This window comes from Hallella faecis (genome assembly GCF_018789675.1).
GTDB lineage: Bacteria > Bacteroidota > Bacteroidia > Bacteroidales > Bacteroidaceae > Prevotella > Prevotella faecis.
Map to the genome: position 1 here is coordinate 1 of NZ_JAHKBE010000021.1, position 13,638 is coordinate 13,638.

Consider the following 13,638-nt stretch of genomic DNA (forward strand, 5'->3'; position numbering starts at 1 on the left):
CCTGGGCTATGAGCTTATTGGGCTTTCAGCCCGTATAATTGACTTTTGACTCCCCTCTTAAAACACGCCCAAAATGGGCGTGTTTGGCCTTACGTGGCTTTCTTTTTGCTACTTTCTTGCAAGAGGCAAGGCGCGGGTGTAACGTGTAAGCGAACACAGGTTGCATAATAATAGATGTTTACGAACACAATTTCACATTGTGAGTAAAATACCTCGATTACATACGTTTGTTAATGAAAAACCGTTAAATTCCTATATATCGTAATATTTTTAAGAAATATTTAACGAAACACTTGCAAGTTTCATACATATTTTATAATTTGCAAACCGAAACCTATTGTATGGCATGAAATCATGCCGCGGATATTAATGAAAAACAATTTTATGAGAGTACGAGTTTTGTTAGCAAGCGCGTTACTGGCCCTATCAACCCAGGCCATCGCGCAGTCGACGGGTACTTTCGGCGGTACCGTTTGCGACGAGAACGGAGAACCGTTGGTCGGAGCCCAAGTGAAGGTCAAAGGCGAACGCCAAGGCACTGTGACAGATGCCCAGGGCAAGTTCACGCTCCCCAAGGGAGTGAAACGTGGCACTGAGGTGATCGTTACCTACGTAGGTATGCAGCCGCAGAGCGTTCGGGCCATGTCGAGCATGCGTGTGGAACTGGTTCCTTCGCAGGAACAGCTCGATGAGTTCCTCGTGGTGGCTTTCGGTCAGCAGAAGAAATCATCATTCACCGGTTCGGCTGGTGTGGTGAAGGCCGACGTGCTCAACAAGAAGCAGCTCACAAACGTACTCAGCGGTTTGAAGGGTGAGGTCGCCGGCGTGCAGATGACCAACACCAGTGGCTCGCCTACTTCAACACCCTCGTTCGCCATCCGCGGCTTTGGTTCAATCAACGCCAACTCGCAGCCGCTCATCATCGTCGACGGTGCTCCCTACGACGGTGGCTGGAACAACCTCAACCCGAACGATGTGGAAAGCATCACCGTGCTCAAGGACGCTGCCTCTAACGCCCTGTACGGTGCCCGTGGTGCCAATGGTGTGATCATGATCACCACCAAGAAGGGCTCCGCCGAGAAGGCTTCCATCACGCTCGACGCCAAGTGGGGCGCCAACAGCCGCGCCACGGTCGATTACGACCGCATCACCGATCCCGCACAGTACTACGAGCTCTATTACAAGGCCCTGTACAACTATAACGTGCGCGATAAGGGCATGTCGGCTTACGACGCACACGTAGCGGCCAACAACACCATCGGCATGAATGGCCAGGATGGTGGTTTGGGCTACGTGGTTTATAATGTGCCTAAGGGCGAGTACCTCATCGGTTCCAACGGACGCATCAACCCCAACGCCACGCTCGGAAACCGCGTGTACTACGACGGGCAGTTCTTCACCCTTGCTCCAGACGATTGGGTGGATGAGGCTTTCCGCACCAGCCTCCGCCAGGAGTACAACCTCAATATCTCGGGTGGAACCCAGAAGATGTCGTACTACGCATCGCTCGGTTACCTGAAGAACGAGGGTGTGGTGCGCCATTCCGACTTCGACCGTTACACCGCACGCCTGAAATCTGACTACCAGGCCAAGAAGTGGCTGAAGGTGGGAACCAACATGAACTTCACCCATACCAAGCAGAACAACGTGGGATCAGGTGGACTGTCGGTCTTCGATGTCACCACGCGTTACGCCCCCATCTATCCCGTTTATATGCGCGACGGCAACGGTAACATCATGATGGACGAGCACGGTAAGATGTACGATTACGGTGCAGGCGCCAACGGCGGCATGCTGCGTCCTACCGACCCCGCACGTAACTTCCTGCAGGCCAATGAGCTCAACACCGATCTTGATGTGATCAACGTGATGACGCTGGCCGGCTTCGCCGACATCACACCGATCGAGGGCCTCAAGATCACGCTCAACGGTACCGTTACCAACAACGAGTCGAAGAGCACCTCTACCATGCAGCCGTTCTATGGCAACACCGCCGACTTGTATCCCGGTGGATTCGTGCAGAAGTCAAACGGACAGAGCTACGCGCTCAACTTCCAGCAGATCGTGAACTATACGCGCTCATTTGGCAAGCACAACGCCTCGTTGATGGTTGGTCATGAGAACTACAGATACAAGGGCAACAGCCTTTGGGCCTCACGCACGAAGATGTTCTCTTACTTCGGCGCACAGGAGCTCGACGCTGCCGTGAAGGAGTTGCACAACGGCGGTAACAGCACACACTACAACACCGAGGGCTTCTTCTCGCGCGCCATGTACGACTACGACGGTCGCTACTTCGCATCGGCTTCGTTCCGTCGCGACGCTTCCTCTAACTTCCACCCCGACCATCGCTGGGGTAACTTCTACTCGCTCGGTGGCGCGTGGATCATCTCGAAGGAAAACTGGTTCGATGTGGACTGGGTCAACATGCTCAAGCTGAAGACCTCTTGGGGTCAGCAGGGTAACGACGCCATCGGCTATTTCAGATACACCGACACTTACTACCTCGACAACTTCAACGGCGAGGTGGCGTTCAAGCAGGGAACCGTGGGCAACCCCAACATCACATGGGAGACCAACTCCAACTTCAACCTCGGTGTAGAGTTTGAGCTCTTAGACCGACGCATCACCGGTAGCGTGGAGTACTTCAGCCGCAAGACCACCGACATGCTCTTCTACGTGTACGTGCCCCAGTCGGGCGGTTACGCTGGATCTTACGACAACGTGGGTGACATGGTGAACCGTGGTGTCGAGTTCGACTTCCACTTCAACCCCATCCGCACGAAGGACGTCAACTGGATGATCAACTTCAACGCCACACACTTCAAGAACGAGGTGACCATGCTGAGCGCCGACAACAGAGGCGCCATGCTCGACGGCCATCCCGGTTACACCGACGGCAACTACTACGTGGGTGAGGGCCTTCCTTACCACACCTTCCGCCTGAAGAAATTCGCTGGCGTCAACGAGAATGGCGAGTCAACATGGTACGTGGAGAATCCCGAGACAGGCGAGCTCTCAGCCACCACAGCCTTCAACCAGGCCTCTTACTTCAACTGCGGCTCTCCCGACCCGAAGCTCTATGGTGGTCTGAGCACACAGCTGAGCCTCTACGGCTTCGACCTCTCAGTGTCGATGAGCTACTCGCTCGGCGGCAAGGCCATGGACTGGGGTTACCAGTCGCTCATGGGCAACCCGAGCACCGTCTACACCGGCTTCTCTTTGCACAAGGACCTGTTCAACGCTTGGTCGGAGACCAACACCAGCAGCCAGATTCCTCGCTTCCAGTATGCTGTTAAGGACATCGACACGCGCTCGGCAGCCACGTCCGACCGCTTCCTCACCGACGCCTCTACGCTCACCCTGCAGAACGTCAACATCGGCTACACACTGCCGAAGCGAATCGTGAGCAAGATTGGCCTGAGTGGCGTGCGCGTCTACGCATCAGGCGAGAACCTCTTCTACCTCAGCAAGCGCAAGGGCTTCGACCCGCGCGGAAGCTTCTGGGGATCATCATCTGAGTCGTCCTACTCACAGGTGCGCACATTCACAGGTGGTCTGACCGTAACGTTCTAACGCAACGAGGTGAACCAACAAACGTATAACCTTTCTAAAAGAATACTATCATGAAAAGATACATAAAGAACATGCTTCTCGCCAGCGCCGCCGTCATGACGCTATGCGGCCTATCAGCATGTATTGACGAGACCGTGCCGACTGACGAGGCCACGCCCGCGACCATCAAGACCGACAGTAAGTCGTTGTCATACTTAGCCAACTCGTTGCCCTCGTTCCTCACCACATGGAACACCTACAATTCGGGCGACTACACGCAGGACTGGGGTTATCCCTGCCAGATGTACATGCGCGACCTGCTTTGCGCCGACTTCCCGCAGAGCGACAATAGCTTCAACTATTGGGACTACATCGAGGATGGATCATCGCTGCGCTACGCTTACTATTACACATTCTATTATTACTATGTGTTTATCAAGAACGCCAATGGTGTTATCAGCGTGGGTAAGGATGCCGTCGACGGTGGCAATGAGGCCGCCAAGAAGTATCTCGGACAGGGATACGGCTACCGCGCCATGCTTTACCTCGACATGGAGCGCCTCTTCGAGTATAAGAAGACGGGTGTGAGCTACCTCGACAAACAGGCCGACTCGATCGGATGCATGGGCATCACCATTCCTATCGTGACCGACAAGACCTCGAAGGTGGAGCTCAAGAACAATCCGTGCGCACCGTTCTACACGATGAACCGCTTCATCATGACCGACCTCAACCGCGCCGAGGAGAACCTCGCAGGCTACAACCGCGAGCACAAGGCCTTCATGGACCAGAGCGTCATCTACGGTCTGAAGACACGTCTGTGGCTCGACATGGCAACACGCTTCGAGAAGAACCCCGCCGACCTGCAGAAGCAGATCGAGGCTGAGAACGCCGACGACGGCTACGACAACCTCGGCATCTCTTCAGCCCTCGAGTGCTACCAGAAGGCTGCCTACTATGCACAGCAGGCCATCGGTGCGGGCAACTACACACCGCTCACGGAGGAGCAGTGGAGCGATCCCGACCAAGGCTTCAACACCGCCAACAACTCTTGGATGCTGGGTACACTCATCAACTCGAAGGAGCAAATCAATGAGCTCTTCTGGTACACGTTCCTCGGCTACATGGCCTCGGAGGCCGACTGGGGTATGTGCACTCCCACCTACAGGGCTTACCGTTGCATCAGCAAGGGTCTCTACGACAAGATCGGCACAGGCGACTGGCGCCGTCCCTCATGGATCAATCCTGGCGACGCAGGAAAGACTACCGTGCCCGCTGGCTACAAGACGAAGGTCACAGGCGAGAAGTGGTCTACACTGCCCGCATACGCCAACCTGAAGTTCCGCTCAGGTAGCGGCAACCTCACCGACCTCACCGTGGGTCTGATTGCCTCTCTGCCCATCATGCGCGTGGAGGAGATGTATTTCGACTACTTCGAGTGCATCGCCCACACACAGGGCGTGGCAGCCGCCGCACAGGAGCTCGAGAAGTGGGTCAACCAGTACCGTTACAAGGATGGCTCATACAAGTGCACCGCCACCAACATGAACGACTTCATCGACGCCCTGATGGTTCAGCGCCGCATAGAGCTCTGGGGCGAGGGCCTCGTGTTCTTCGACTACAAGCGCCTCAACCTGCCCGTCATCCGCAAGTATGCCGGCAGCAACTACGCTTCAACCATGCAGCTCAACTCTTACGCTGGCTACGTGGCTCCTTGGATGAACTACATCATCTCCGAGTATGAGCGCAACCACAACGCAGCCGTTGTCATTGGTCCGAACACGTCGGGTGCCATCACACCTTAATCCAAGCCAATGGCAAAATGGTATAAACGTACTCTTAACACACTATTAACACCGACTACAATGAGAAAATTAACCAATATCCTATACATGTTCGTCGCTGTTTTCGTAGCGGCCGCCTTCACGGCATGCTCCGACGACGACAATTTCGAGTGGCCCAAGAAGGTGTCGCCCGACAACCCTGGCGTCTATTTCGCATCGTCTAACGAGGCCACGGCTACGCTCACACCTGAGGAGTATGCCCAGAGCCAGTCGTTCACGCTTACCCTGAAGCGTCTCAACAACAAGGGCGAGCTCACCGTGCCCATCATTGTCGACAAGGCCGACAAGGTGTTCACAATTCCCACCACCGCCACTTTCCAGGACGGCGCGAACGAAACAACCCTCGAGATTAAGTATCCCGGCATGGAGATGCTCCACACCTACACCCTCATCATCCACGTGGATGAGGCCTACACCAACCCGTATGTGGCCACCGACGGTATGGCTTCGTTCAAGTATGAGGCTTCTCTGATCCGTTGGGTGAAGCTCACCGAGGGCGTCTTCAAGTGGAACCAGGGCGAGTTTGCCGACACCCGTTCTGAGATCTATTGGCTCGAGGGCAAGAACCGCTTCCGCATCAACAACTTCCTCAACTCAGGCATCAACTGGGAGTTCTCTATCCTGGCAGCCGATCCGATGGACGCTTCGATGCACGACGCGGCCAACTTCAACCCCAACGACCGTTCTACATGGCATGGCATTCCTTCGCCTTACAACCATTGGGCAGCCGACCCGGCCGGTAAGACTTGCTGGTTCCTCATGCAAGACGCCGACAATGGCATTTACGCTCAGTGGTATCCCGACGGTGAGGAGTTCGTAGGTATCGACTTCGTCAACTTCTGGTACGACACCTCCGACGAGTGGTGGGGCAACGTTGATATGCGCGGCTCAGCCACAGAGCCTTGCTTCAAGCTCATCCCGTTTGTCTATTACACCGACGAAACCGATTCGGGCTACACCGATCTTTATGGATACTGGGACCCCATTGGCTAATGGGCAGCGGCAGTGTTTTATCACTCAATGTTTAACTATTTATGAATACTGTATATGAAATACGATAAGTCAATCATTTCCAGATTAGGCACTATGCTGGCTGTCGCCCTCTTCGCCTTGGTGTCGTTCACCTCGTGCAGCGACGACGACAAGAAGACTCCGTTGCAGATGCCCACCATTTCACAGGATGGTCAGACCGTTAGCTCGTTGGCCTTCCATTGGGATCCCGTAGCCGACGCCACGCAGTATGCCTACGAGCTTGTCGACGCGTTCGACCACGTCATCACCGCCGACGTTACGCAGACCACGTCGCTTGTGGCCACCGGTCTGAAGGCCAACACCGAGTACACGCTGAAGGTGTGGGCATTCACCGCCCTCAACAGCGACAAGACCACGTCGCCCATCGCTGTGCTCAAGGCTACCACCAGTCAGCAGGTTCCGCTCGTGTCGGTATCGTCGGCCACTACGGCCAACGGCAATGGCGGTGTGACCGTAACGTGGCCCGCCGTGGAGCACGCTTCTGGTTACAGGTATAGCCTCGACACGGGTGTCAGTGGCACCACCACCACCAATAGCGTTACGCTCATTGGCTTGGAGCTGGGTCAGCGCACCATCACCATCGTGGCTTACAGCGACGACGACACCTATAGCGACTCTGAGCCCTTCCAGTTCACGTTCGAGCGCGTTAGAAACGTTCTTTGGCGCCACACCGGTACCTATACCATGAAGAACCTGCCCGATGGCGAAAACAAGTTCGAGGCCGAGATCGTGGCTTACGACGACGGCTTCGCCATCATCGCCAACGACGACGCCAACACGCCGGTGGTGGGCTATTCGGCCGACAACCTGTTTGCCACCGACAACCCCGCACTGTCGTGGTACCTCTCGATGGCCGAGCAGAAGCTCAACGATCGCGCCATGGCTGCGCCGCATCGTGCGGTGCGTGTGCCCAGCGGTTGCAAGACGTCGGTGAGCCACCTCGTGGAGTCTAAGTGGGACCAGGGGAAGCCCTACAATTCGCTTTGCCCGAAGAATTCGAGTGGTAGAAACTGTGTAACGGGATGTGTGGCCACCGCCATGGCGCAGATTCTCTATTACCATAAGTATCCCACCACAGGTAAGGGTACCAACTTTACGTTCTTTGAGAACAAGAAGTACACGGTCGATTATTCGCAGGCCACTTACAATTTCGACGACCTGCTGCCCGACTATTCCAATGGTTTCAGCGTGACGCAGAAGCGTGCCATCGCTACGCTCATGTACCATTGCGGCGTGGCTGCCCACATGACATACGGCATCGATGTCAGTGGCGCTTATCTGTACGACGCTGCCGACGGACTGGTTGACAACTTCGGCTATTATGCGCAGTATTATGGCTACAAGGACTATCCTGAGCCCAACAACTACGACAACGCCAAGTGGTGTGAGGTGGTGTATCGCGAGATCAGCGCCGGCAACCCCGTGCTGTACGCCGGTGGCTCCAAGTATAATGGCACCGCTGCTTTCCACTGCTTCGTGCTCGACGGCTACGACGCCAATGGCAACGTGGGTGTGAACTGGGGTTACAGTGGCCGTGGCGACGGTTACTTCCGTCTCGATGCCATGGATTGCATCATCGGCACCTATCATGAGCAATACAGCTATAGCTTCGACATGGTGGTGGTTCACCGCCCCGAGCAGGGACCTGTGAAGTACGACCTTGTGCCGGTTACGGACATTCGCGACATCAACGCTGACGCCAATGAGGCTGCTCCCACATGCGTCTACGACGCTGCGGGCCGCCAGATCGACGCTAACCGCGCCCAGAAGGGCCTCGTCATTGAGCGCCAGGGCAACCAGGTTCGCAAGGTGTTGAAGTAAGCGAAATGGCACTGCGTGGATATCTCTGACCCAAGAGAGATAGCCCAATCAAGTGGAATTATCAAGTAAGAGAGAGAGCCCAGCAAGGCGTATCGGGCAAACGGGCACGGTGCGCTTGCTGGGCTTGTTGTGTCGCCCCCCCTTAGCGTGGGTCGGCTTCGTCGGTAAGCTCTGCTTGGGGGCTAAGCCTTTAGGGTTTAAGCTTTTCGGGCTTGGCCTTTATTCTGCCTTACCTTTACTGCTTATAAAACTCGGTGAAGACCTTTACGGTGTAGAGGTGGTCTTGGACGCTGCCGGTCTCGCGTATGCTGTGCATGGCGAGGATGGCGTTGCCCATGTCGACGCCCTGCAGGGGAATCGAGGAGGCGAGGATGTTGCCGAGGGTGCTGCCGCCCGCCACGTCGCTGTGGTTCACGAAGCGCTGGCAGGGCACGCCGGCCTTCTCGCAGAGCGATGCGAAGATGGCTGCCGAGGCTGCGTCGCTCGCATATTTCTGTGCGGCGTTGAACTTGATGACCGGTCCGCCGCCCAGCATGGGATGGTTTGTCGGGTCGTACTTCTCAGCGTAGTTGGGATGCCAGGAATGGGCGTTGTCGGCCGAGATCATGAAGGCGCGCTCCACAGCCTGGTAGTAGGCCTCCTCGGTGTGGCTCTGGGCCAGGGCGATGCGTTGCAACAGGTAGGCCAGGAACGGACTGGCCGCACCCTGCTTGGTCTGCGATCCCGTCTCTTCGTTGTCGAAGATGGCGAGCACCTGCGTGGTGTCGGTGGTGTCGGCGGCCAGCAGCGCCTCCAGGCCGGCGTAGCACATCGAGAGGTCGTCGAGACGGCCCGACGAGATGAACTCGTTGTGTGCGCCGAAGGTGCAGGCAGGCGACGCGTCGGCCAGGTAGAGGTCGAAATCGAGGATGTCCTCGCGCTTCACGGGGCTTTGCTTGTTGAGCTCTTCCACGATGATGTTCATCAGGAGGTTGCCCTCCTCCAGTTGGCTGGTCACCTGTCCGAGCAGCGGCAAAACATCTTTTTGTCGGCTCAGTTTCACGCCGTCGTTCACCTGGCGGTTGAAATGGATGGCGAGGTTGCTGATCTGCAGCAACGGGCGGCGCACATGCATGAGCATCGTGATGGGGTGCATCACGTCGTCGCCGCGCACGATGACACGGCCGGCGAGCGTCAGCGGCCGGTCGAACCAGGTTGACATGATGGGGCCGCCATACACCTCGGTGTTGAGCTTCACCAGACCACCCTCGGTGAGCATCTCCGCGTTGGGCTTGATGCGGAAGGTGGGCGAGTCGCTATGGGCGCATATCATGTGGAAGCCCGCTTCGGAGAGCGGCTGCCGCCCTATGCGGAAGGCGTAGACCGATGAGGCGTTCTTGGTGGCGAAGAGGCAGTCGCCGGCCTTCACCTCGCCAAGCGGTTGGCGGGCGTCGAGGCGGCGGAAGCCAGCAGCCTCCAGGCTGTCGGCAATGTTCTTGACGGCCAGGAAATTTACGGGCGAGGCGTCAAGGAAAGAAAGAAGACGGTTAATCATAAAGATGGGTTTGAGGGTTGATGATGGGGAGAAGCGGGCGCAAATATGCGCCCGAAATTCTTTTCGCAAGCGGGTGCTGGGCTGGTGCGAAGCCTGGGCAGGGCCGGTGACAGGCGAGCTGCGGTGCTTGGGTTGGGGCGAAGCTTGGGCGGGGCTGGGCCGCCAGCCCCGCCCAGGCCAAGCTTATCGGTTACAAGCCTCTTGCCTTCAGGAAGGTGGAGGCGTCGGGCTGCTTCATTCCCGTGAAGTCGGTGAACATCTCCATGGGGTCTTTGGTGTTGCCACGACTGATGATCTTATCGCGGAAGGATTGGCCCACGGCGGGGTCGAGGGCGCCATGCTTGGCGAAGTAGTCGGCGATGTTCACGGCCAGCACCTCTGTCCAGAGGTAGCTGTAGTAGCCGGCAGCGTAGCCGCCACCCCACACATGATTGAAATAGGATGTGATGTAACGCGGCGGGATCTGCGTGTTGAGCAATCCCACGTTGTGCAGTTGCTCCTTCTCGAAGGCGCCAGCCATGTAGACCGACGGTACCTCCTCGGCGCTGATCTTATGCCAAGCGAGGTCGAGGCAGGTGGCTGCGAGGTTCTCGCCCAAGGCGTAGGCCGTTTGGAAGTTGATGCTCTTCAGCATGCGCTCCTTCAGTGCGGCGGGCATGGGCTGTCCGGTCACGGCGTGGCGCGCGAAATGGTCGAACACCTCAGGAATCTGGGCGAACGACTCGTTGAACTGCGACGGCATCTCCACGAAGTCGCGTGGCACAGCCGTTCCCGACAGCGCGTCGTACTGGCAGTTGGAGAGTATGCCATGCAAGGCGTGTCCAAACTCATGGAACATGGTGCACACCTCGTCCCATGTGAGGAGCGACGGCTGTCCCTCGGGCGCCTTGGCGTTGTTGCACACGTTATAGATGACGGGCAACTGGTGGCGCTGTCGGCTCTGCTTGGCGAAGCTGCTCATCCATGCGCCGCCCCGCTTTGTGGGCCTGCGGAAGAAGTCGCTGTAGAACAGGGCGATGGCCTTTCCGTTGCGGTCGAACACTTCAAACACCTTCATGTCGGGATGATAGGTGGGGATGTCCTTGCGCTGCTTGAATGTCAGGCCGTAGGCGCGGTTGGCGGCGTAGAACACGCCATTGATCTGCACACTGTCGACATTGAAGTAAGGCTTCACCTCATCGTCGGTGATGTTGAGCATTTCCTTCTTCATCTTTGCCGAGTAGTAGAAGCGGTCGTAGGGCTGTAGGCGGAAATCCTTGCCCTCGGTGCGCTGCGCGTATTGCTCAATGGCGCGCGTCTCGGCGTCGGCCTTGGGCGCATACTCGCTGATGAGTTGTGTGAGGAAATGGTCCACGTTCTTCACATTCTTCGCCGTGGTGCGCTCCAATGCGAAATCGGCGTAGGTGTCGTAGCCCATGATCTTCGCCTTCTCGGCGCGCAGTTTCGCTATCTCCACCACGATGGGGAACGTGTTGAATTTCGGGTTGGTGCCATCGGCGCGATGAATGCTGGCCTCATACACCCTGCGTCGCAAGTCGCGGTTGGCCAGGTTGGCGAGAATGGGCTGCTGCGTGGTGTTGATGATCACGATGCAGTAGGGAGCCTTGGCCCCACGGCTCTGCGCGTCGTTCTTACACTGCGCAATGTCGGCTTCGCTCAGTCCGGCCAGTTCCTCCTTGCTTTTTACCCACACCACGGCGTTGTTGGTGGCGTCGGGCAGCAGGTCGCCCCATTGCTGTTGCAGGTCGGAGATGCGCGAGTTGATCTGCTTCATGCGCTCCATCTTATCGGTGGGCAACAGTGCTCCCGAGCGCACGAATCCCTTGTAGACGATCTCCGTGAGTCGTTTGTCCTCGCCCTTGAGTTTCGCATACTCGTTGTCGTACACATATTTCACACGCTCGAAGAGCTTCTTGTTGAACGAAATCTCGTTGCTCAGGTCGGTCATCATGGGCGACACCTTCTTCTCCGTCTCGGCGATGACGGGCGTCTTGTGGGCGCTGGTCAGACCGAAGAACACGCTCGTCACGCGGTCGAGCACCACGCCACTCTCCTCATAGGCGAGGATGGTGTTGGCGAAGGTGGGTTTCTTCTTGTTGTCCACGATCTTCTGGATGTTGGCGCGTTGTATCTTGATGGCCTCCTCGATGGCCGGCAGGTAGTCGGACTCCTGAATCTTGTTGAAGTCGGGCGCTCCAAAGGGCAGGCTACTCTTCTGCAACAACGGGTTCTGCCGACCCGCTGACTGGGCCGACGCGGGGGCTGGCGCCTGCAACAGGGCAGCGGCCAAGCCGAGGGTTAAGAAAGAACGGTTAAGTCTCATATTAGATTTTGTTATGGGTGAATCGACAGGGTGGGGCGCTTGCGCCACGGTTGTGGGCGGCCAAGGCCATACTTTCCGCAAATTTAGTAAAAAGACTGCAATAATCCGTGGTTTGTGCGACAAATAAATGACCTCTTGGAGCGATTTTCCACATATTGCAATGGTATTACGCAAAAAACTATTATCTTTGCCCGAGTTTTCTATTGCTATTGTATTCTCGATGCGCCATTTGGTCATGAGGCCGATCAACCTACCTAAGCAACAACTCATCGCTACCGCTTGACGCATATAACCGATTCGTATGAAAGCGTTGATAATCATAGGCTTACTGTTGGCCGCCCATACACCGTTGTGGGCGCAGCAACCGCTTGCGCGCCACGGGCAGGAGGCCGGGCCATCCGTCTCCACCCCATCGGCCGCCCCGCCATCGGTCGCTCCGGTCCCCTTCGACACCTTGGCGCTGAAGCCCAAGCGCGGCTTGGTGGCCCGTGTGTTGCAATATTTTGCCGAGTCGGACAAGCCCAAACCCAACAAGAAGATCGATTTTGGCATCATTGGCGGTCCCCATTACGCCTCCGACACCGGTGTGGGCCTGGGCCTGGTGGCGTCGGCCCTCTATTCCACCGACCGTTCCGACAGCACGCTCGAGCTCTCCAACGCCTCGCTCTACAGCGATGTCACCACCAAGGGCTTCCTCATGATCGGCCTTCGCGGCAACACGTTCCTGCCGCGCAAGCACTATCGGCTCGACTACCGCCTGTATGTCTACACCTTCCCGTCGTACCTCTGGGGCTTCAGCTATCCCGAGAGCGACAACGACGACAACAAGAGCAAATACAGTCGCACCAAGTTTGAGGTGATGGCGCGATTCCTGCTGCCGCTCAACCGCTACAGTTACCTCGGACCCATAGCCCGTTACCAATATGTGCACGCCTACAAGCTCAAGGACCATGCGCCCGCGCTGTTGGGTGGCCGCCCGCTCACGGTGAGCGACGTGTCGGTGGGCGTGAGCTATACGTTCGACACACGCGACTTCATGCTCAACGCCTCCCGTGGCTGGTTTGTGCAGGCCGACCTCACCGCCAACCCCACGTTCCTGGGCAACAACGACACCTACTGGTCGGGCGAACTGCAAGTGGCCACCTACCGCCGCGCCTGGCGTGGCGCCATCCTTGCCGGCGAGCTCCACACGCGGCAGTCGGTGGGCAGCGTGCCGTGGCCCATGCTCTCCGATGTGGGATCCAGCAACCGCATGCGCGGCTACTACGAGGGACGCTACCGCGACAAGAACGTTGTCGACGCTCAGGTGGAGCTGCGCCAACACATCTGGCACCGCAACGGCCTGGTGGTGTGGCTGGGCGCCGCCGAGGTATTCCCCAATTATGGCAGCCTGCGCTTCCGTCGCATCCTGCCCAACGCTGGCATAGGCTATCGCTGGCAGTTTAAGAAAGGTGTGAACGTGCGCCTCGACTACGGCTTCAGCCGCAACGGCACGGGCTTCATCTTCAACATCAATGAGGCGTTCTAAG

General features: G+C 57.2%; 7 protein-coding genes. 5 read left to right on the forward strand and 2 right to left on the reverse strand.

Annotated features, from left to right (window positions below; genetic code table 11):
- The first annotated feature begins 384 nt into the window (after positions 1–384).
- The 4 genes from KM934_RS06455 to KM934_RS06470 are packed head-to-tail and all read left to right on the forward strand — an operon-like array spanning position 385 to position 8,252.
- Complete coding sequence (locus tag KM934_RS06455; RefSeq protein ID WP_215759807.1) at positions 385–3,576, forward strand: SusC/RagA family TonB-linked outer membrane protein; 3,192 nt, start codon at positions 385–387, stop codon at positions 3,574–3,576.
- Positions 3,577–3,626: 50 nt separating this feature from the next.
- Positions 3,627–5,360, forward strand: coding sequence for a RagB/SusD family nutrient uptake outer membrane protein (locus tag KM934_RS06460; protein WP_215759808.1), 1,734 nt, complete (start codon positions 3,627–3,629; stop codon positions 5,358–5,360).
- A 60-nt stretch (positions 5,361–5,420) separates the two neighbouring features.
- Positions 5,421–6,392, forward strand: a complete 972-nt coding sequence (locus KM934_RS06465) for a hypothetical protein (protein WP_215759809.1) — start codon at positions 5,421–5,423, stop codon at positions 6,390–6,392.
- 54 nt (positions 6,393–6,446) lie between these two features.
- Positions 6,447–8,252: a C10 family peptidase gene (locus KM934_RS06470; RefSeq protein ID WP_215759810.1), complete on the forward strand. Its 1,806-nt coding sequence runs from the start codon at positions 6,447–6,449 to the stop codon at positions 8,250–8,252.
- A gap of 235 nt (positions 8,253–8,487) precedes the next feature.
- Here KM934_RS06470 and KM934_RS06475 read toward each other — a convergent pair whose 3' ends face one another.
- Positions 8,488–9,786: a M18 family aminopeptidase gene (locus KM934_RS06475; RefSeq protein ID WP_215759811.1), complete on the reverse strand. Its 1,299-nt coding sequence runs from the start codon at positions 9,784–9,786 to the stop codon at positions 8,488–8,490.
- A 190-nt stretch (positions 9,787–9,976) separates the two neighbouring features.
- Positions 9,977–12,109, reverse strand: coding sequence for a M3 family metallopeptidase (locus KM934_RS06480; protein WP_215759812.1), 2,133 nt, complete (start codon positions 12,107–12,109; stop codon positions 9,977–9,979).
- Positions 12,110–12,410: 301 nt separating this feature from the next.
- Between KM934_RS06480 and KM934_RS06485 the strand changes: the two genes are divergently transcribed.
- The gene (locus KM934_RS06485; protein WP_215759813.1) at positions 12,411–13,637 is read left to right on the forward strand and encodes a BamA/TamA family outer membrane protein; all 1,227 of its coding nucleotides are present in this window, start codon (positions 12,411–12,413) and stop codon (positions 13,635–13,637) included.
- The last annotated feature ends 1 nt before the right edge of the window (position 13,638 follow it).